The organism is Colwellia meonggei, assembly GCF_057537295.1.
Map to the genome: position 1 here is coordinate 466,266 of NZ_BAAJLZ010000002.1, position 20,070 is coordinate 486,335.

Sequence of the window (20,070 nt, forward strand, 5' to 3'; positions counted from 1 at the left end):
TAGCGCGCTGGGGCTATCTTTTGTTGCGATTCAGTCTGTGATTTCTGTAATCGCGATACTTTTCGGCTGTAGACGCAAGATTTTAGGCGCCAATTCTGCACAATTCTCACTTTTACTTTGTTGCTTTTTAGCAAGCGAAAAACCGCCATAGCTGCCAATAAGAGCAAAAACGACCGCAAAAAGTTCATGAGTAATATGTTGCTGATTAAAGGCCCATTGACCAAACCAAGAAGCCATCAACAATCCTAATAAAGGCCAAATATAAACTTGCCAAGCCGATGATAATAAAGCAGATTCATTTAACCCTAAAATAACATTGTCGCCTAACTTTAATGGCAGGGTTGATTGAACCGTTAAGGTGAGTTTTTTTTGTGGAAAAGCTTTTGCGACTTGGCCACTACCGCAATTATCCACTTGCTGGCAACCGCTACAAGCGGATTTTAATTCGCTAGTAACGGTGACGTTATCTTCTTCGATAGCAACAACAGTTGCATTCTCTTCAATCATGGCGCAGGTTTAGGTAACAACACCACAGAGTCGGCAATAGCTTTTGCCGTTTTCGCGGGAATTTTTCCAACAACACTAACCTCAAAGCCATTGACAACTTGGTTTAGTACAACAGTAGCGCCGTCCATTACATAATCTGTTGCTCGTTGTTTATCTTCACTGGCATTTACATAAACAGAGACATCAACAATGCCATCATTAAACAACATAAATTCCACAGGCTTTTTAGTTGCAGAAATGCGATGACGGTTAGCATTTCGTTGTTTAAATCCAGCAGGTAACCATTTAACTTGCCATTGTAATGTTTGCTGCTGATACCCTTCTGGTATCTCAATAACTTTTGGTAAACTAGATTGCTCTAATTGTTTTAAACTCTCACCTAAATCAGGTGTGATATCTAAATGAGTAAACTGTATTTGCTCTAAAAGCTGGCCACCTCTTGATGCGATTGCAAGTTTAAGCAACATACCCGTTTTTTGATCTAGCCAGAGCCAGTGTCCGTACCTATGTATATCTTTAGAAACAATACGGATTAATTGTGCTGGACGACCTAAAACTCGACTTCGACCAACAGAAATAAAGTCATAGGTTTGTGAAAGCTTTGTTGCATCACTACGCAATATTGCCGGAATAGGCCCTGATATTTGTTGAGAAATAACTGAATATGGCGGTAACTCAGGCTCAATATAACTAACAATATTTTTCTTACGCAAAACATCGCGTCGCGGGCCATTGAGTAGTGAGAGAATTTCTAGTTCGTCACCTGCTTCATTCACACCATGAAACCAATGGTACGGTTCTGCTTGGTTATTTTTTACCACAACAAAAGAAGTGCTAAAATTGAGGGTTTGTAAAGATTGTGCAAGACGCTCAAGCCAAGGTTCAGCTTGTTCGGTTTCATTGGCTGTTACTGATGTGCTTATGGTTACCAATAACAGCAGACTACGAATTAATTTCATTTAGCCGATTCTTCAGCCTTATCATTTTTTTCTTGCTCACCGACGGTGACAGAGCTTAATTTTATTTGTTGTTGATGATCAGATAACAGTGCTTGGAAACGACGTTGTTGCTCAACAAAGGCTTGCTTTTCGCTTGAGCGAGTTGTTTCTTGAAAGTTTAAGCTTACCGGCTCAGCAATACCACCTAGCGGTATAGTTTTAACGACTTGGTTTTCTGGCAACATAATATCAGTGTCAGCTGTATTTTGTTGAACCCCCATCACCATTAAACCTGCTGCAGAAGCCGCAATCGCCATTTGGCCAAATGGTTTTGCAAATTGTACAACTTTAGCTTTAAGTTTTTCAGTTAAAGCAGTTGACGTTTTAGGTGCTAACACGGTTGGTTCATCAGCAATAGCGGCAGCTATTTCAGAAGATAAATCTAAATTTAGCACTTCTGAGGTTTCGCCACGCATTACGTCACCCATTAAATGGTAACGTTCCCAAGTTGCAGACGAGTGCTTATCATTGAGTAATTCCTCAATAACTTCATCGTTTTGCTGATAACTATCAACTATCGATGATACTGTCTCAAACTTATTTTCACTCATAATGACACCTTAAAAACTAACACTTCATTAATTACTTAACAAAATAAAATTTTGTCACATAATACTATGTTTATGACTTGGACTTAACTACTGTTGCAACAATGGTCTAATTTTTTTATCTACAGCATCTCGCGCTCTAAATATTCTCGAACGTACTGTCCCAACAGGACAATCCATAACTGTTGCTATTTCTTCGTAACTTAACCCTTCTAACTCTCTTAGGTTGATTGCGGTACGCAAATCTTCCGGCAATTGTTCTATGGTTTTAAATACGACACTTTTAATTTCATTTGTCAGTAATAATTTCTCTGGTGAGGCATTTTCACGTAATGCTTCGCCTGAGTCATACATTTCCGCATCTTCAACTTCAATATCGGAACCCGGTGGCTTACGCCCTCCTGCAACTAAATGATTCTTCGCACAGTTAACCGCAATACGGTATAACCAAGTATAAAAAGCACTATCACCACGAAAATTTGGTAAAGCTCGATAAGCTTTTATAAATGCTTCTTGTACTATATCTGGAACATCACTATGGTTTTTTACATAGCGCGAAACCAGATTTGCTACTTTATGTTGATATTTAGTTACTAGCAGGTTAAATGCGTTTTTATCACCACGTTGTACCCGCTCAACCAACTTTTGGTCAACGTTCTGTTCGCTCATTTGAGCCATATCTCCTACTAACCATTTAACTTTTCTACATCTGGCTCATGGCAAACGCATCAAGTAGGACTAGCCTTGCGCTAAAAAGTTCGATAAATATTGAAAAAAATTAAATTTTATTTATAAAAATTGTTTTGTGCTGTTCTGTCACGGCAATAAAAGTTAATATTGCGCTATCAATTATTGTACCTTAATTTCAAGAATATATGAATCAGCAACACAATTGCGACGTTTTAATTATTGGTAGTGGCGCGGCAGGTTTATCATTAGCGCTTCATTTAGCAAAAAATGCCGATGTAGTTATCTTAAGCAAAGGCCAGGTGAATGATGGCTCTACTTTTTATGCGCAAGGTGGTGTTGCAGCCGTATTCGATGAAAATGACAGCATCGCCGCACATGTAAACGATACTTTAATTGCTGGTGCCGGATTATGTGATGAAGCAGCCGTACAATATACCGCAGAAAATGCGAAAGATTGCTTAGAGTGGTTAATTGATAAAGGGGTTGACTTTGATCGTGATGAACCAGCTGAAAATGGCGATATTCGTTACCATCTAACCCGAGAAGGCGGTCATAGTCACCGTCGTATTTTACATGCCGCTGATGCAACCGGACAAGCTATACAAACAACCTTAGTCTCGCAAGTTAAAAACCATAGCCGTATTCGTATTTTTGAGCGCTACAATGCAATTGATCTTGTATGTAGAGAGAATAAAACAACTGCCGCTAAGGAATGTATTGGCGCTTATGTTTGGAATCGCAATAGCGAAAAGGTTGAAAGCATATTTGCTAAAAAAACTATTTTAGCAACAGGTGGTGCCAGTAAAGTATATCAATATACCTCAAATCCTGACGTTGCCAGTGGTGATGGTATTGCAATGGCTTGGCGAGCGGGCTGTCGAGTAGCAAATATGGAATTTAATCAATTCCACCCAACATGCTTGTTTCACCCAGAAGCCGGAACCTTTTTATTAACAGAAGCTCTGCGAGGCGAAGGCGCAATTTTACGTCGCCCTGATGGCAGCCGCTTTATGCCAAGCTTTGACGAGCGTGCTGAACTTGCCCCTCGTGACATTGTTGCTCGCGCCATCGACTTTGAAATGAAACGCTTAGGCGCTGATTGTATGTATTTAGATATCAGCCATAAATCAAGCGAGTTTATCAAACAGCACTTTCCTACCATTTACGAAAAAACTCGTTCACTTGGTATCGACATTACTAAACAGCCAATGCCGGTGGTGCCAGCTGCGCATTATACCTGTGGTGGGGTAATGATTAATAAACAAGGCAAAACGGATACTGAAAATTTATATGCTATAGGTGAGGTGTCTTACACCGGCTTACATGGTGCGAATCGAATGGCTAGCAACTCCTTACTTGAATGTTTAGTGTTTGCACGAGCGGCAGCATTAGACATTGAGGCAAACCTCAGCCACAAGCAGCCTTATATGAAACTACCCGCATGGGATGAAAGTCGAGTTACCGATTCAGACGAAGAAGTAGTTATTCAACATAATTGGCACGAACTAAGATTGTTTATGTGGGATTACGTTGGCATTGTTCGTACAACAAAACGTTTAGAACGAGCATTACATCGTGTGGAATTATTACAAAGTGAAATAGAAGAATACTATCGTCACTTTCGCGTTAGTAATAATTTACTAGAGCTTAGAAACCTAGTACAAGTGGCTGAATTAATTATAAAATCAGCTTTAAAAAGAAAAGAAAGTAGAGGTTTACACTACACTTTAGATTTCCCTAAAATGCTTGAGCAAACAAACATTACAGTGCTAACTCCCTAGCAAACATTGTATTAGCTATGGGAAGTGTTAGTTAATTCAAAACTATTTACTTTGTCGGTTTAGCCACTGCTTGTTGCTGCCTTAAAACTACACGAGCTACTCTCGCCCGATCTTGCGGTGATAAACTATCTTTGAAAATAAATCGATTAGGTTGTTTTTTGTCATTAAAAATCAACCAATAGCCCCACAAATTTATCTGAGAGCTCGGCGAAATTTGCTGCTTTTCTGAGTCAACACCTTGGTACAGACCTAGTTCCGTTAAACTAAAATAGTCGATAGGTTGACGAAAATAACGGGCTAAAGGAACTATGGTTGTTTTTTGTAACTGAAAAAGGATGAAAGTTTGACGACTAATGATCAGAGCCACTACCGTAAGTGCAACCATTGTTATCCATAACTTAAAGCCAATGAATAACAATATCATGATGTAGCATGTAACTATGAGTACAATAAATTTTGATATCGCCTTATTTGGTGAAGGCGACACTGTAATATTAAACTTTAATGCGCTGTAAAATAAATTGCACCATGGAGTTAAGCTCTTTGTCTTCACAAGTTTCATGTCCCATAAACCAAGCAAATAACTCAGGATCTTGACACTCTAACAAACGCTCGAAAATTGCTTTTTTTTCAGCTGAAAGCTCATCATACGCTTCTTCAACAAATGGCATAAAAAGCACATCTAGCTCTAACATTCCGCGTCGGCATGCCCAACGCAGTCGAGGCTTATTATCTGTTAATGACATACATCACCCTAATTAATTAAATCTTCTTATATTCTAACAAATTCAAGTCAAAAATAGCCACGAATTGATCATTAAATTAAGCAAGATTTATTACAATAAAATAGCAGAAAAAATCCAATAGATGGTTGTAATTGGGATAAATGTCCTCATTTATTGTCTTAACAGCCTTTTCAGCACAACTGTCGGATGATAAACACCATGAACAATAACTTACCGAGTTATGATGAGTTGCCAGAGATATTTGCAATAAACCTCGAAAATTTCGCTGCAATTTCTTTATCCGGTGAAGAACAAGCTAAATATTTACAAGGGCAAGTTACCTGTGATGTCGATAGTTTGGCACATGAAAAGTTGCTAACTGGTGCGCACTGTAACGCTAAAGGCAAAGTGTTTTCTGCCTTTCGTTTAATTGAGCGTAACGATGAATATTTAATGTTACAGCCTGCCAGTTCACTAGAGCAGTCGCTAGCCGAGCTGAAAAAATTTGGCGTTTTTGCTAAAGTTGAAATTCAAAAATCAACAAACACTCGCTATTTTGCAATTGCAGGCAATAAAGCCTCAACACAAATGGCAGCGTTATTTCAGCGAGTACCAGACACATTAACACCTGTTATTCATTTAGCCACAACCACGTTAGTTTATATCGCAGGAAAAATAGATCGTTATTTAGTAATAGATAACGACCAAAACATTGGCGATATTATCGCTAATCTCAACATTCCAATATTTAACAATAATTTATGGCAATTATTAGAAATAACCGAAGGTTTTCCAGTTCTTTCTCAACCATTTATTGCTGAATATGTGCCGCAAATGCTAAACCTGCAAGCAATTAACGGTATTAGCTTCACCAAAGGTTGTTACTTAGGGCAAGAAACTGTCGCCAGAATGCAATATCTAGGTAAGAATAAAAGAGCACTATTTTCGCTTACCGGCCAATCAGTTAAAGCTTGCACCGGTGATATTATTGAGAAAAAACTTGGCGAAAACTGGCGTAAAGCAGGTGATGTATTAGCTGCTTACCAAGCGGACAACCAGCAAACTTATATTCAAGCGATTTTAGCCAACGACATTGAGCCATCGACTGAATTACGCATTAAAGAACAGTTATCGGGATTAACCGTAACTCCACTACCATATAATTTAAGCGCAGAAGCTGAATAGGACACATTATGAAAATTTCTGACAACAAAGTTGTTGTATTACATTACGCAGTATCAGACAGCGAAGATACGTTAATCGATAGTTCATACGATCATAGCCCACTGGCAGTTATTCAAGGTTCACATTACCTAATTCCAGGCTTAGAAGATGCACTTGTTGGCCATGAAGCTGGCGATAAATTTGAAGTTGAAGTAAGTGCTGATAACGCTTATGGCCAACGTGAAGACGGTTTTGTACAGACGGTACCAAAAGAGATGTTCGCTGGAATTGAAGATTTAGATGTTGGTAGCCAGCTTCGCGCAACTACTGATGAAGGTGAGCAAACGGTGATCGTTATAGATGTACAAGACGATCAAATCACTGTTGATGGAAACCACCCGTTAGCAGGCATTGATTTAAAATTTGATGTTGAAGTATTAGAAGTACGTGATGCTACAGAAGAAGAATTGGCGCATGGCCATGTGCACAGCGAAGGTGGTTGTGGTCACGAACATTAAACTTCATTACTGCCAAGTTAGGATGTAAAGCTTAGCTTGGCTAAATGATATATGACTTTTCCTGAGCATAAGAACCCACTAAACCGCACCTTACATTCTTACGTTAGTTGACTATTAACGAGCTTTTTAATCTCGCCATAGCGCATATACTGACAAACACCAAAATAACTCAGCTTTCGTACTTTAGCACGCGTAAAAATAGGCACACTCATCCCAGATAAAAAACGACAAATAGTTTCAATAGAAACACCATAGCTATGTTGTCCAGCACCTACTTTTAATGTCGAAAAATGTTGCTGTAATTGTTTGATAGCTAAAACAATGGTTTCTGTGCTAATAGCTTGCTGATGAGTCGAGTATGATAACTTTACCACTTGTTGTCGACAGACAGAGCAATGACCACAGCGTTCAGGTGCATATTGGTCATCAAAATAGCTTGATAATTGTTTTGTTAAACATTTATCACTTTGAAAAAAATCTACTAACCGCGTAATTCGCGCTATTTCTGCTTGCTCTTTTTCAAGGAAGTAATTAAACAACTGTTCAACTAAATCAGCATTTTCTAAAGCCTGACGATTGACACTAAAGACCTCTGTTGCCTTTTTCGTTTCCAAAACAATATGCTGTTGCTCAGCTAAGTATTCTAACGCTGAAACAATACGTTTTCTTGGTGCTTGGAAACGCGTCTGCATTAACTCAAAGTCCGGTTCACCCCACACTTTTTTCATTTTGGCGCTTTGAAATATATGTTGTAAAAACTCAGCACGCTCACCATCAAAGCTACCAATAATTTGCTCTATTGGTGTCAAAAATTTAAATTTAAAGTCAGCAAAGTAGCTAAATTTTGCGCTTAAAACGCCCAATAATTCTAATTGAACCAATAAAGTTTTTAATGGCAGCTGTTTAATATTACTGGCATTTGACAGGGCTAATAACTGTAATTCCCACTGCCCGTTTTGAAGTTCCTGACGAATACTATTTAAAACAAAACTAATACTCGATTTTTCAGGTGTATCAGCATAAACAAAATTTTCAACGGTATGGATACCATCAAGATTCGCTAGCGTGTAACAAGCAGATTGTTGGCTATCTCGACCTGCGCGTCCAATTTCCTGACTGAAATTTTCGATAGACTTTGGTAAATCATAATGAATCACGAAGCGAATGTCTGCTTTATCTATGCCCATGCCAAACGCTATAGTTGCGACAACAATAAGTATTTTTCCTTGCATAAAATCTTGCTGAATTTTTTGTCTTACTTCGTCTTTAAAACCTGCATGGTAAGCCTCTGCAAGCAAGCCCTGTTGCTGTAAAAATGCCGCTAATTTTTCAGCACTTTGCTGTAATGTCACATAAACAATACCGCTACCGTCATGTTGCTTTATAGCACTCAATAACGCCTGATTTTTTTGTTGTTCAGCAACCGCGAGCACTGATAAATCAAGGTTTTTTCGGTAAAAGCCAGTTTGCACAATATGTTCATTTGCTATCGCAAATTTATATGCCATATCTTGTTTAACTTGCTTGGTTGCCGTCGCCGTTAATAATAAAACTAAAGGAATATTAAGTTCTTGTCGGTAACGAGGTAGCTTTAAATAATCAGGACGAAAATTATGTCCCCATTCAGAAATACAATGTGCTTCGTCTACAACTAACATTGAGATATCTACCGACTCAATAAATTGACGAAAACGCTCATTTTTAAAACGCTCAACCGACACCATAAGAATTTTTATCTGACCAGAACGTACATCACGAATAATTTTCTGGCTTTGCTCGAATGATAAAGTTGAATCGATACTAGCGGCTGATATGCCATTAGCATGTAGAAAAGCTAATTGATCCTTCATTAAAGCTAACAGAGGCGAAACAACTAACGTTAAGTGCGGTAAATTTATAGCTGCCAATTGGTAACATAATGATTTGCCAGCACCTGTAGGGAAAATGGCTAGTGAAGAGTCACCGTTAAGCAACTGGCTAATAGTTTGCTCTTGTCCAGCTCTAAAGTCATCAAAACCAAAGTATGTTTTTAATGAGTGTTGTAACGTTGACATGCTCTGCCTTACTATTTGATTGCTATACGATAGTTTATTACTGCATTAAAGCGGCTACAACACTAATTTCAACTAACAGTACGTTCCTTGCCATTGCCGCTTGTACACAAGCTCGCGCAGGAGCAAAGCCTTTAGGTACCCATGCGTCCCAAACGGTATTCATTGCAGAAAAATCAGCCATAGTTTTGAGATAAACCGTTGCTGATAACATATGCTCTTTTGAACTTCCTGCTTGTAAAAGCAAAGCCTCAACTTTATCCAGCATGGTTTGTGTTTGCTCTGTAATGCCTTTAGTGGCATCAGCGCAAACTTGTCCGCACAAATATACAGTACCATTATGTTTTACAATACGGCTCATGCGATCATTGGTTTCAATTCTTTCAATAGTCATTTTACTTTCCACTTCTTATTTATTTTTATCTTCAATGCAGCCATTTGCATTCCATCACGTATCGCAATACGTTCAAAAAAAAACTTTACAGCTTCGCTAAAAACTCAACTAGTTTGTGCCAATTTTAGAGGGCTATAAAAGAAAACCCTAAGGTTTAACACTTAGGGTTTTAATTATTTTGCAATAAAGTGCTTTATTTGAAGTTAATTTGCCTTAGTTCAAGAAGATAGCACGGAGCTGACGCTTGTCAGTGAGTACTTTCGACGCCGAAATAAGCCGAAATAACAAAAAAGAAAGTCACTTTACTCCCATTCGATAGTTGCAGGTGGTTTACCAGAAATATCGTAAACAACGCGAGAAATACCATCAATTTCATTAATGATACGATTCGACACATGTCCTAAGAAATCATATGGTAAATGCGCCCAGTGTGCGGTCATAAAGTCGATAGTTTCAACAGCGCGTAAGCTAACCACCCAATCATACTTTCTGCCGTCTCCCATTACACCAACTGAACGAACTGGTAGGAATACCGTAAATGCTTGGCTAACTTTATTGTATAAGTCATGCTTGTGTAGTTCTTCAATAAAGATATGATCTGCACGACGTAGTAAGTCAGCATATTCTTTCTTCACTTCGCCAAGAATACGCACACCTAAACCTGGACCAGGGAAAGGATGACGATAAAGCATATCGTATGGCAAACCTAACTCTAAACCAATTTTACGTACTTCATCTTTAAACAATTCACGTAGTGGTTCAACTAAACCAAGTTCCATATCTTCTGGTAAACCACCAACATTGTGATGCGATTTAATCACATGTGCTTTACCTGTTGCAGATGCTGCTGACTCAATTACATCAGGGTAAATAGTGCCTTGTGCTAACCATTTAGCATTAGTAAGTTTACTGGCTTCTTCGTCAAAAATTTCAACGAATACGTTGCCAATAATTTTACGCTTTTTCTCTGGATCGTTTTCATCAGCTAAACGGTCTAAGAAACGTTGTTCAGCGTTTACATGAATAATATTCAGGCCGAAATGATCACCAAACATATCCATAACTTGCTGACCTTCATTTAAACGAAGTAAGCCGTTATCGACAAATACACAAGTTAATTTATCACCAATGGCGCGATGTAAAAGCATAGCAACCACAGATGAATCAACACCGCCAGAAAGACCAAGAACAACTTCGTCATCACCCACTTGCGCTTTCATTTTAGCAATGGCATCTTCAATAATTGAAGCCGATGTCCATAGCTTTTCACATTGACAAATATCAACAACAAAGTGCTCTAATATACGCATACCTTGCTTAGTATGAGTAACTTCAGGGTGAAATTGCACTCCGTAGAAATTCTTTTCTTCATTTGCCATTGCCGCATACTTACAGCTTGGAGTTTGTGCTACTGTGGTAAAGCCTTCAGGAATTGCTGACACTTTATCACCATGACTCATCCAAACATCAAGTAAAGCGTTGCCGTTTTCACCAACACTATCTTCGATAGCATTAAATAATGCTGACTTTGCAATAACTTCAACTGCAGCATAACCAAACTCTTTATGCTCAGAGCTTTCAACGGCACCGCCTAATTGCTCTGCCATTGTTTGCATGCCGTAACAAATACCCAATACTGGTACACCGGCATCAAATACGTGTTGCGGGGCTCGAGGCGAGTCATGCTCAGTAACTGACTCTGGGCCACCAGCTAAAATAATCCCTGTAGGATTAAAACCTTTAATTTGCTCTTCAGTAACATCCCAAGCCCATAGCTCACAGTAAACGCCTATTTCACGTACTCGGCGAGCGATAAGTTGTGTGTACTGAGAACCGAAATCTAATATTAGTATGCGGTGATCATGAATGTCTTTGCTCATGTGTTTTGTTCCTAATAATATGTATATTTAATAATGAACAGGCTGAGCCACCATATTTATAGCTCAGCCTGTTATAAAACTTCCAATTTTTTAAACAATAAATGGATTAATTCAACGCTAATTCATATTAGAGCATTTCTGATGCTGCTCTAATGATAAATAGCAAAGAAGTCGTCTATTTAGACTAGCCCATTCGATAGTTAGGTGCTTCTTTAGTGATAGTCACATCATGTACATGTGATTCACCCATACCAGCAGAAGTAATTTTCATAAATTCTGGTTTAGTGCGCATTTCTTCAATTGTTGCGGAGCCAGTTAAGCCCATAGACGAGCGTAAGCCGCCCATTTGTTGATGAATAATGGCAGCAACCGGCCCTTTGTATGCAACACGACCTTCAATGCCTTCTGGAACTAGCTTATCTGCCTCGCCATCAGACTTTTGGAAATAACGGTCACTTGAACCTTCTTTCTGGCTCATTGCACCTAATGAACCCATTCCACGGTATGATTTGTAGTAACGCCCTTGGTATAATTCAACTTCACCTGGAGACTCTTCAGTACCAGCAAACATGCTACCAACCATTACACAATGTGCACCGGCAACCAGTGCTTTCGCGATATCACCTGAAAAGCGAATACCACCGTCAGCAATAACAGGAATACCACTCCCCTTTAATGCTTCAACTGCGTTTGAAATAGCAGTTAACTGAGGAACACCTACACCAGTTACAATACGTGTGGTACAAATTGAACCTGGGCCAATACCAACCTTAACAGCATCAACTCCAACATCAGCAAGTGCTTTTGCACCAGCACCAGTGGCAACGTTACCAGCAATAATTTGTAGTTCAGGGTACTTAGCACGAGTTTCAGCAACGCGATCAATAACACCTTGTGAATGCCCATGTGATGTATCAATTAGCAGTACATCAACACCTGCGGCAACTAAAGCATCAATACGCTCATCAGTACCAGCACCAACACCTACAGCAGCGCCAACACGTAAACGACCTAATTCATCTTTACAGGCATTAGGCTTGCTTTCGGCTTTTTGGTAATCTTTAACAGTGATTAAACCTTTTAAAGTAAAGGCATCATCAATCATCAGGATTTTCTCAATACGGTGTTCATGCATCAGCCCTAATATCTCTTCACGAGAAGCGCCTTCTTTAACCGTAACTAATTTATCTTTTTTGGTCATCAAAGCAGAAACAGGCTTAGTTAAGTCTGTTTCAAAACGAAGGTCGCGGCCGGTAATAATACCAACAAGCTTATTGTCTTCATCAACAACAGGGAAACCAGAAAAACCAACATCATCAGCTAGGCGCATAGTGTTTTCTATGCTCGCGTCCGGATTAACTGTCACTGGGTCTGAAACAATACCACTTTCATATTTTTTTACTTGAGATACATTTTTTGCTTGTTCGGCAATGGTCATATTTTTATGAATAAAACCAATACCACCCTCTTGGGCTAAGGTAATAGCTAAACGCGATTCTGTTACTGTGTCCATAGACGCAGAAATCATAGGAACATTTAAATCAATCTTTCGAGTTAATTTAGTTTTTAAATCGGCAGTATGTGGAAGTACCTTAGAATGGGCAGGTACCAGTAAAACATCGTCGAAGGTTAACGCTTCTTGGGCAATTCTTAGCATCGCAACATCTCTCTAAAATGAGTGGTTAGGGAGGAAATATTGCGGCAGAATTTTAACCGTTTTCATGGGCAAGGTAAACTTAAAATTACAATAAAACGAAAATAAAGTGTCGTTGATTAAAGAAACAAATATATAATAGTGCTTAACTAGCCCGTTATTACGCCTGAACAAGAGAAAAAGTAAAATATTTATGGCTCAACAGCATATTCTACAAGTCAGTGAACTAACAAAAAAAGTACGTTTCATTCTAGAAAGTGAACTAAATACTGTTTGGTTATGTGGCGAAATATCTAATTTTGTTGCTGCAAGCTCAGGACATTGGTATTTATCATTGAAAGATCAAAAGTCACAAGTTCGCTGCGCCATGTTTAAAGGTAATAATCGCCGAGTTAGATTAAAGCCGACTAATGGGCAACAAGTACTAGTGCGAGCAAAAGTTTCCTTGTATGAACCTCGTGGTGACTTTCAATTAATTATTGAGCAAATGGAACCTGCAGGCGAAGGCTTACTTCGTCAGCAGTATCAGCAATTAAAAAACAAACTCAATATTGAAGGACTATTTGATCTACAGCATAAACAACAAATACCTGAAGCGATTAAGTGTGTTGGTATCATCACGTCGCCAACAGGTGCGGCCGTTAAAGATATTTTAACGGTTCTTAAAAGAAGAAATCCGCTATTAAAAGTCATTATTTACCCAGCACTTGTGCAGGGTGAGCAGGCTAAACTTGATATCGCACAAGCGATAAATATCGCTAATGCTCGTGAAGAAGTAGATGTGCTAATTATAGGTCGCGGTGGAGGCTCACTAGAAGACTTATGGGCCTTTAATGAAGAAGTAGTGGCTCGTGCTATTTTTCAATCTAACATTCCAACTATCAGCGCAGTTGGCCATGAAATTGATACAGCCCTTAGTGATTATGTTGCCGATTTACGCGCCGCAACCCCATCAGCCGCTGCAGAATTAATATCAACAGATATTAAAGATACTCATGACAAACTTCAGGCCATGCAATTACGCATTAACAACGCAATTTCACATAAGCTTCGCTATTCACGTAAGCAATTAGAAAACGCGCAACAAAGGTTGCAACAAGTTCATCCGGAGCAACAATTACAAAGCAAACAACAAAAATCCGATGAACTCAATTTACGTTTACAAAAAATAATAGGTCGAGAAATTCATCGATTTAAGCAACAACCACTTTATTTACAACAACGACTAATACAGGCGTCACCAGTAAATAATATCAAGCAAAAACAAGGTGACATTATGCAGCTTGAGCGTCGCCTTGTTGCAGCTCAACAGCGAATGACAAAAAATAAAGCTGAGCGTTTTGCCTTATTATGTGAGCAATTAAATTTGGTTAGCCCATTGGCAACTATCGCTCGTGGTTACGGCGTTGTGCGAAATGGTAAAGGGAAAATTGTCAAACAGATCAACAAAGTTAAAGCGGATGACGCCATCAGTATCGAAGTTAGCGATGGCGTTATCAATGCGAAGGTTATTGCCACGAAAGTGCGTTAATGGGGTGAAATTACCGCTTGCTGTAATAACTTGGTGACTTCAATTTTACTTGAATCACTAAACTTAACGCCTAGTGAAATACCATCAGCTTGCATTTTGCTATTACAAATTTCAGCTTCAAGTTTTAAATTTTTTAGCCCTTGGAAGTCTTCAATGGTGACTTCCATTTTTTGTTCAGCACTTAAAGTTAATTGTTCTCCGTTATTAACCATAAGCTGACAACCTGTAACAGAAATATCAGAAATTACCGATGACCAATACTCTTCTTTAACTTTGATTTTTGCTTTAATATAAGTTTCGATACGCATCGAGGAACGTAAGTTTTGTAGGCTCACTTCCCGCGGAAACTCTAAAACAATAATGCGCGACGGTATTTGAATAGTTTGTTTTACATTGGAAACAAAAGCTACCACTGCACCTTCGTGCCCCTCAATAAGCCCACGGACAGTAACTCCCAAACCTTGGGTAATGTATTGTGAAAAATTACCTAATTTCGAGCCATCAGGGTATTGAACCAAAACATAGTTTTTAGGTGAATAACCAATAAAGGTTGAGCGAAATTTACCGCGTTGACCTGCCGGTGTCGCCATGTCTAAAGTAACAACAGCACCGGGCTGTAATAAAGCTAAATTTCGACTAAGTCGTCCAGCCATATCCATTTTTATTGCAGTATCCGTCATAACTTTCCAGAAAACCTCAGCAAAACATTATCGCTTAGGTAATTAATTAACTTAGCGTTTTTACAGTAACCAAATATTGATATAAAAGCAATATTGCTAGTACCTCACAGCGGTATTTGACAATAAAAAAAGCTGATATTGCTATCAGCTTTTTAAAATACATGCAGACTAAAAAATTAGTCTTTTTTATAACCTTGCGTTGCCCGTGCTAGTTTTTTCTGCTCGGTATAGGTTAATTTTTTCTTACCTGCAAATGGATTAGAGGTTTCTCTAAATTCGATTCTAATCGGTGTACCCATTATTTTTAATGACTTGCGGTAGTAATTCATTAAATATCGTTTATAAGACAGCGGTAAATTTTTCGCTAAATTACCGTGGATAACGATAATCGGAGGGTTATAACCACCCGCATGAGCATATTTTAATTTAATACGGCGACCTTGGTGCATAGGTGGTTGATGGTCAAAAACCGCCATATCTAATATTTTGGTTACCATAGACGTTGAAATACGTTTAGTCGCAGAAACAAAGGCTTCCTCTACCGACTCGTATAAATGTCCAACACCAGTACCGTGCAATGCCGAAATAAAGTGAATGCGAGCAAAATCGATAAACCCTAAACGACGATCTAACTCAGACTTAATACGGTCTTTGACATGGTCATCTAAACCGTCCCATTTATTCACTGCTAGTACTAACGAACGACCTGCTTCCAATATAAAACCAAGTAAGCTTAAATCCTGGTCACTAATACCTTCTTGCGCATCAATAACCAATAAACAAACATTAGCATCTTCAATTGCACGTAGCGTTTTAATAACTGAGAACTTTTCAACAACATCAGTGACGTTTTTACGACGACGAATACCGGCGGTATCAATTAAAGTATAAGGCCTACCGTTGTGCTCCATTGGAATATAAACACTATCACGCGTAGTCCCGGGCATATCGTAAACCACTACGCGATCTTCACCAAGAATACGGTTAGTTAGTGTTGACTTACCAACATTAGGCTTACCAATAATCGCTAGTTTAATGGTGTCAGTTTCTTCTGGTGCTTTTGCAATATTTTCTTGGTCTAAGGCCTCATTATCAATTTCATAGTCACCGTCAAACTCATCATTTTCATCAGCTTTTGGTTGCCCAAGCGCTTCAATATGCGGTGTTAATGCTAACGTTAAAAGTTGGGTTACCCCACGTCCATGAGCGGCAGCAATTTGATGAACAGCATCGCCTAAACCTAAAGAGTAAAAATCAGCTACGGCTGAATCAGCGTCAATACCGTCAACTTTATTAGCCACTAAAAACACTTTTTTATCTTGCTTACGTAAGTGAGCAGCAATACCTTGGTCAGCAGAGGTTAAACCCGCGCGAGCATCAACCATAAATAGCACAGCATCCGCTTCATCTATAGCGATTAAAGACTGTTCAGCCATGAGGGCGTCAATGCCTTTTTCATCACCTTCAATGCCGCCAGTATCAATAACAATAAATGGGTGTTCTTCAACTTCCGCTTTACCATATTGGCGATCACGGGTTAACCCCGGGTAATCAGCAACTAACGCATCTCGACTACGCGTTAAGCGATTAAATAATGTTGATTTACCGACATTCGGACGACCAACAAGTGCTACTACAGGAAGCATGCTCACCTCAATTTTCATCTCAACCAAAATATATAATCTTGGTTTTATTAATAAACAACGGCTCCAGTGCCATTTGCATTGGAGCCGTTTATAATTTTAGTCTATCTCTTTCGTTATACAATTAACGAAGAGATATGCGATATTTTACTCTGGAATGGTAATCGCTTCTAAGTCACCGTCGCGTGACTGGCTATATAAAACGCCATTAACAACGGTAGGCGTGGCATAAATGCCGCTACCATCAACATGGTGACGAGCAACAATTTCACCCGTTGTTTGATCTAACCAGTGTAGATAACCTTCAAAATCACCTACAACAACATAATCACCTAACGCTGCTGGACCTGTGACACCGCGGTTAGTTAACGATAATTGGCTCCATAACTCTAAGCCGTTATTACGGTCAACCGCATAAACATGGCCTTTAACATCAGTAACAAAAAGCGTATTGCCGCTAATTGCTATTTGACGAAATGACGAATACTGACGTTGCCACAAAACGCGACCAGTACGAATTTCTACTGCACTTAAATTACCACGCGAGGAAACTGTGTATATATTCTCGCCATAAATAAGTGGCGTAGAATCGACATCAATAACACGCTCTAATTCGGTAGAGCCTGTTGCTTCGCCAATATCAACAGTCCAACCTTGTCGACCTTGTTCAAGTAAGTAAACTGATAACGAGCCGTCAGCCGCGCCAACAATAACACCACCTGCGGCAATTACCGGTGCGCTGATACCACGTAACGTTAGTGGTGGTACATCTTGCTCAATCTGCCATTCATCTTGACCATTAGAAGCATTAAACGCTTTCAAAACCCCAGAAGCGGTGTTTACAACTAACTTACCTGAATCAAGTGCTGGTGCAGCAATCACTTCACCTTTAACTTTCCCTTGCCAAGATAATGAGCCACTTTCAGCTTCAAGAGCAATAACATCACCGTTTTCACTGCCAAAAAATACTTTATTGATACCAGCAACAGGGCCACCATTTAATAAAGCAGGCTCTTTGTCGTCAAAGAAGCCACGTTGGTCATCAATATCACTTAGATCAGCATACCAAACACGTTCTCCAGTGTTTTCGTCAAATGCGTAAGCATCACCATCGCGGCTAGCACTGAAAACCTTATCGTAAGCAACAACTGGCTTAATGCGAGAGAAGTAATCTCCAACACCGTCGCCAACACTTGCATCCCACTTAACTACTGGCTCAAATCGCTCAGTAATTTCAGTTAACTCTGCAACTTTTAATTCTTCATTTTCATCATCAGTTGATGAACATGCAGAGATCCCTACCGATAAAGCAACAATAGCAAGGAGATGTTTGTTAAAGCGTTTATTATTAAACATGCTTATACTCTCTATTTGCTAAGGTTAACTACTTGCGCTAAATCGTCCAGCTTCATTTGTAATGATGGGTTGTTAGCTTCATCAGCGCCGTCAATTGCCGCTTGATACGCAACTCTTGCAAGTTCAGTTTTACCTTGTTTGAAGTAAGCATCACCTTTAATTTCTTCAGCGTTAGCAGCAAATGCTGCCGGTAATTGGGCAGACAATGTTGTTAATGCTTGCTCATATTTTTCAAGTTGCAATTGCACGCGCGCTAAGCGAAGTGTTGCAATCGCTTTAATACTGTCATCAACTGACTTGTCAATGGCTGTTGTTAGATGCGTTTCAACTTTCGCCCACTCTTGCTTGTCAGCAGCTTCTTTCGCTAATGCTATGGCCGTTAACATGGTGTAACTAGAACCGTCATTTTCAGCGATAAACTTTTCACCTGCAGCAGCGAATGACGCACTGTCTTTTGCTGCAGCATCAAGCAGCACTTGGTACGCTTCAGAGGCATTTAGTTCTTGTTGTAGTTTATGATCTTTGTAGTAATTTAAACCGATAAAACCAGCAAAACCAATTGCTAAGCCAGCAATGATCGCATTACCATTATCTTTCCAAAAACCTTTAATTGCTTCTACTTGTTGTTCTTCTGTTTGATGTATATCCAAAACTAACCCTTAAAGTAAATTTGTTAATAAGTTTGGCACTTGCTCAAGTGGCAAACTTTGTTGTTCTTGTTGTCCGCGTAAATATTTAACGGTAACCGTATTTTGTGCTATTTCATCTTCCCCAAGAATCAATGCAATTTGGGCACCTGATTTATCTGCGCGCTTCATTTGTTTTTTCATATTGCCACCACCACAGTGACATTGAATACGAATATCTGAAACTTTATCACGCCATTGCTCTGCCAAGCCATTAGCTTTAATTTCAACATCGGTACCTAACATAATCACGTAAGCATCAACTTGTGGTCTAACGTTATTTGCTTTTTCTAAGCTTGTTAACATCAGCACTAAACGCTCAATACCTAAAGCAAAACCAATACCTGGTGTTGACTTTCCACCTAGCTGCTCAACTAAGCCATCATAACGCCCACCAGCACAAATGGTGCCTTGAGCGCCTAAGCTAGATGTTACCCATTCAAATACCGTGCGATTGTAATAATCTAAGCCGCGTACTAAACGGTCATTTATAACATACTTAACGCCAGCTGCATCTAAACGTTGGCAAACTGAAGTAAAATGAGCACTTGACTCTTCGCCAAAATAATCAGCTAATTTAGGCGCATCAACCAAAGCCGCTTGTACATCTGGGTTCTTACTATCTAATACACGTAACGGGTTGGTCAGCATGCGACGTTTACTATCTTCGTCTAAAAACTGCTCTTTTTCCGTTAAAAACGCCACTAATGCATCGCGATATTGAGCGCGTTCTTCATTAGAACCTAACGAGTTTAGCTCTAGTGTGACAAATTCATTGATGCCGAGTTCCCGCCAAAGTCGAGAAGTTAACAAAATAATTTCAGCGTCGATATCTGGTGTCGCAATACCAAAGGCTTCTAAGCCAAACTGATGAAATTGTCGGTAGCGACCTTTTTGCGGACGTTCATGACGAAACATTGGTCCCATATACCAAAGACGTTGCTCTTGGTTATACAGTAAACCATTTTGATTACCTGCACGCACACAACTTGCCGTTCCTTCAGGACGTAGAGTTAAGCTGTCGCCGTTGCGATCATCAAAAGTGTACATTTCCTTTTCAACGATATCAGTCACTTCACCAATTGAGCGTTTAAATAGTGCTGTCGACTCAACAATAGGCATACGTATTTCAGCAAAACCATAATTACTCGCTACGCGGCGCAATACAGCTTCTACCATTTGCCAAATACCTGTTTCAGATGGCAAACAGTCGTTCATGCCTCTAATTGCTTGAATTGCTTTACTCACGTACTCTTATCCTGCT

The 20,070-nt window shown here is 39.3% G+C and carries 19 protein-coding genes; 4 read left to right on the forward strand and 15 right to left on the reverse strand.

The window, feature by feature from the left end; translation table 11 throughout:
* Window positions 1-30: 30 nt before the first annotated feature.
* The 4 genes from AC27E9_RS08215 to rpoE all read right to left on the reverse strand — a co-directional run bounded on the left by AC27E9_RS08215 (window position 31) and on the right by rpoE (window position 2,722).
* Window positions 31-507, reverse strand: a complete 477-nt coding sequence (locus AC27E9_RS08215) for a SoxR reducing system RseC family protein (protein ID WP_487129043.1) — start codon at window positions 505-507, stop codon at window positions 31-33.
* Window positions 504-1,466, reverse strand: coding sequence for a MucB/RseB C-terminal domain-containing protein (locus AC27E9_RS08220; RefSeq protein ID WP_487129045.1), 963 nt, complete (start codon window positions 1,464-1,466; stop codon window positions 504-506). Before AC27E9_RS08220 ends, AC27E9_RS08215 begins: the two co-directional genes overlap by 4 nt.
* On the reverse strand, window positions 1,463-2,056 hold the full coding sequence (locus AC27E9_RS08225) for a sigma-E factor negative regulatory protein (RefSeq protein WP_487129047.1): 594 nt from the start codon (window positions 2,054-2,056) through the stop codon (window positions 1,463-1,465). Before AC27E9_RS08225 ends, AC27E9_RS08220 begins: the two co-directional genes overlap by 4 nt.
* Before the next feature lie 87 nt (window positions 2,057-2,143).
* Window positions 2,144-2,722: an RNA polymerase sigma factor RpoE gene (gene rpoE / locus AC27E9_RS08230; protein WP_487080378.1), complete on the reverse strand. Its 579-nt coding sequence runs from the start codon at window positions 2,720-2,722 to the stop codon at window positions 2,144-2,146.
* 206 nt (window positions 2,723-2,928) lie between these two features.
* On the opposite strand from rpoE, the gene nadB reads away from it, so the two are divergent.
* A complete protein-coding gene (nadB, locus tag AC27E9_RS08235; protein WP_487129049.1) occupies window positions 2,929-4,524 on the forward strand; it encodes an L-aspartate oxidase in 1,596 nt (531 codons plus the stop codon).
* A 46-nt stretch (window positions 4,525-4,570) separates the two neighbouring features.
* Here nadB and AC27E9_RS08240 read toward each other — a convergent pair whose 3' ends face one another.
* Together AC27E9_RS08240 and AC27E9_RS08245 are read right to left on the reverse strand one after the other, a co-directional pair.
* A complete protein-coding gene (locus AC27E9_RS08240; protein ID WP_487129051.1) occupies window positions 4,571-4,909 on the reverse strand; it encodes a hypothetical protein in 339 nt (112 codons plus the stop codon).
* Between the two features lie 109 nt (window positions 4,910-5,018).
* On the reverse strand, window positions 5,019-5,270 hold the full coding sequence (locus AC27E9_RS08245) for an FAD assembly factor SdhE (RefSeq protein WP_487129053.1): 252 nt from the start codon (window positions 5,268-5,270) through the stop codon (window positions 5,019-5,021).
* A 198-nt stretch (window positions 5,271-5,468) separates the two neighbouring features.
* Here AC27E9_RS08245 and ygfZ point away from each other — a divergent pair, with 198 nt between their 5' ends.
* Both ygfZ and AC27E9_RS08255 read left to right on the forward strand, forming a co-directional pair.
* Window positions 5,469-6,434 carry a tRNA-modifying protein YgfZ gene (gene ygfZ, locus AC27E9_RS08250; protein ID WP_487129055.1) on the forward strand — a complete coding sequence of 322 codons (966 nt, stop codon included), beginning with the start codon at window positions 5,469-5,471 and terminating at the stop codon, window positions 6,432-6,434.
* An 8-nt stretch (window positions 6,435-6,442) separates the two neighbouring features.
* Window positions 6,443-6,931 carry an FKBP-type peptidyl-prolyl cis-trans isomerase gene (locus tag AC27E9_RS08255; protein ID WP_487129057.1) on the forward strand — a complete coding sequence of 163 codons (489 nt, stop codon included), beginning with the start codon at window positions 6,443-6,445 and terminating at the stop codon, window positions 6,929-6,931.
* Between the two features lie 98 nt (window positions 6,932-7,029).
* On the opposite strand, the gene AC27E9_RS08260 is transcribed toward AC27E9_RS08255, so the two are convergent.
* The 4 genes from AC27E9_RS08260 to guaB all read right to left on the reverse strand — a co-directional run bounded on the left by AC27E9_RS08260 (window position 7,030) and on the right by guaB (window position 12,913).
* Window positions 7,030-8,985, reverse strand: coding sequence for a RecQ family ATP-dependent DNA helicase (locus AC27E9_RS08260; protein ID WP_487129059.1), 1,956 nt, complete (start codon window positions 8,983-8,985; stop codon window positions 7,030-7,032).
* Between the two features lie 37 nt (window positions 8,986-9,022).
* Complete coding sequence (locus tag AC27E9_RS08265; protein WP_487129061.1) at window positions 9,023-9,376, reverse strand: RidA family protein; 354 nt, start codon at window positions 9,374-9,376, stop codon at window positions 9,023-9,025.
* A gap of 302 nt (window positions 9,377-9,678) precedes the next feature.
* Window positions 9,679-11,256 (reverse strand): glutamine-hydrolyzing GMP synthase, encoded by a 1,578-nt coding sequence (gene guaA / locus AC27E9_RS08270; protein WP_487129063.1) that lies wholly within the window; start codon window positions 11,254-11,256, stop codon window positions 9,679-9,681.
* Window positions 11,257-11,440: 184 nt separating this feature from the next.
* Complete coding sequence (gene guaB, locus AC27E9_RS08275; protein WP_487129065.1) at window positions 11,441-12,913, reverse strand: IMP dehydrogenase; 1,473 nt, start codon at window positions 12,911-12,913, stop codon at window positions 11,441-11,443.
* 190 nt (window positions 12,914-13,103) lie between these two features.
* Here guaB and xseA point away from each other — a divergent pair, with 190 nt between their 5' ends.
* Window positions 13,104-14,441, forward strand: a complete 1,338-nt coding sequence (gene xseA, locus AC27E9_RS08280) for an exodeoxyribonuclease VII large subunit (RefSeq protein ID WP_487129067.1) — start codon at window positions 13,104-13,106, stop codon at window positions 14,439-14,441.
* Here xseA and AC27E9_RS08285 read toward each other — a convergent pair.
* From AC27E9_RS08285 to hisS, 5 genes are all read right to left on the reverse strand, one after another.
* Window positions 14,438-15,121 (reverse strand): PilZ domain-containing protein, encoded by a 684-nt coding sequence (locus tag AC27E9_RS08285; RefSeq protein ID WP_487129069.1) that lies wholly within the window; start codon window positions 15,119-15,121, stop codon window positions 14,438-14,440. The genes xseA and AC27E9_RS08285 overlap by 4 nt on opposite strands.
* 176 nt (window positions 15,122-15,297) lie before the next feature.
* Complete coding sequence (gene der / locus AC27E9_RS08290) at window positions 15,298-16,767, reverse strand: ribosome biogenesis GTPase Der (protein ID WP_487129071.1); 1,470 nt, start codon at window positions 16,765-16,767, stop codon at window positions 15,298-15,300.
* A gap of 144 nt (window positions 16,768-16,911) precedes the next feature.
* On the reverse strand, window positions 16,912-18,120 hold the full coding sequence (gene bamB, locus AC27E9_RS08295; RefSeq protein WP_487129073.1) for an outer membrane protein assembly factor BamB: 1,209 nt from the start codon (window positions 18,118-18,120) through the stop codon (window positions 16,912-16,914).
* Window positions 18,121-18,131: 11 nt separating this feature from the next.
* Window positions 18,132-18,770, reverse strand: a complete 639-nt coding sequence (locus AC27E9_RS08300; RefSeq protein WP_487129074.1) for a YfgM family protein — start codon at window positions 18,768-18,770, stop codon at window positions 18,132-18,134.
* A gap of 9 nt (window positions 18,771-18,779) precedes the next feature.
* Complete coding sequence (hisS, locus tag AC27E9_RS08305) at window positions 18,780-20,054, reverse strand: histidine--tRNA ligase (protein ID WP_487129075.1); 1,275 nt, start codon at window positions 20,052-20,054, stop codon at window positions 18,780-18,782.
* Between the last annotated feature and the right edge of the window lie 16 nt (window positions 20,055-20,070).

Bases quoted from the DNA above. Each gene is read 5' to 3' on its own strand.
- AC27E9_RS08215 (WP_487129043.1), bottom strand. From the start codon at position 507: ATGATTGAAGAGAATGCAACTGTTGTTGCTATCGAAGAAGATAACGTC.
- AC27E9_RS08220 (WP_487129045.1), bottom strand. From the start codon at position 1,466: ATGAAATTAATTCGTAGTCTGCTGTTATTGGTAACCATAAGCACATCA.
- AC27E9_RS08225 (WP_487129047.1), bottom strand. From the start codon at position 2,056: ATGAGTGAAAATAAGTTTGAGACAGTATCATCGATAGTTGATAGTTAT.
- rpoE (WP_487080378.1), bottom strand. From the start codon at position 2,722: ATGAGCGAACAGAACGTTGACCAAAAGTTGGTTGAGCGGGTACAACGT.
- nadB (WP_487129049.1), top strand. From the start codon at position 2,929: ATGAATCAGCAACACAATTGCGACGTTTTAATTATTGGTAGTGGCGCG.
- AC27E9_RS08240 (WP_487129051.1), bottom strand. From the start codon at position 4,909: ATGGTTGCACTTACGGTAGTGGCTCTGATCATTAGTCGTCAAACTTTC.
- AC27E9_RS08245 (WP_487129053.1), bottom strand. From the start codon at position 5,270: ATGTCATTAACAGATAATAAGCCTCGACTGCGTTGGGCATGCCGACGC.
- ygfZ (WP_487129055.1), top strand. From the start codon at position 5,469: ATGAACAATAACTTACCGAGTTATGATGAGTTGCCAGAGATATTTGCA.
- AC27E9_RS08255 (WP_487129057.1), top strand. From the start codon at position 6,443: ATGAAAATTTCTGACAACAAAGTTGTTGTATTACATTACGCAGTATCA.
- AC27E9_RS08260 (WP_487129059.1), bottom strand. From the start codon at position 8,985: ATGTCAACGTTACAACACTCATTAAAAACATACTTTGGTTTTGATGAC.
- AC27E9_RS08265 (WP_487129061.1), bottom strand. From the start codon at position 9,376: ATGACTATTGAAAGAATTGAAACCAATGATCGCATGAGCCGTATTGTA.
- guaA (WP_487129063.1), bottom strand. From the start codon at position 11,256: ATGAGCAAAGACATTCATGATCACCGCATACTAATATTAGATTTCGGT.
- guaB (WP_487129065.1), bottom strand. From the start codon at position 12,913: ATGCTAAGAATTGCCCAAGAAGCGTTAACCTTCGACGATGTTTTACTG.
- xseA (WP_487129067.1), top strand. From the start codon at position 13,104: ATGGCTCAACAGCATATTCTACAAGTCAGTGAACTAACAAAAAAAGTA.
- AC27E9_RS08285 (WP_487129069.1), bottom strand. From the start codon at position 15,121: ATGACGGATACTGCAATAAAAATGGATATGGCTGGACGACTTAGTCGA.
- der (WP_487129071.1), bottom strand. From the start codon at position 16,767: ATGCTTCCTGTAGTAGCACTTGTTGGTCGTCCGAATGTCGGTAAATCA.
- bamB (WP_487129073.1), bottom strand. From the start codon at position 18,120: ATGTTTAATAATAAACGCTTTAACAAACATCTCCTTGCTATTGTTGCT.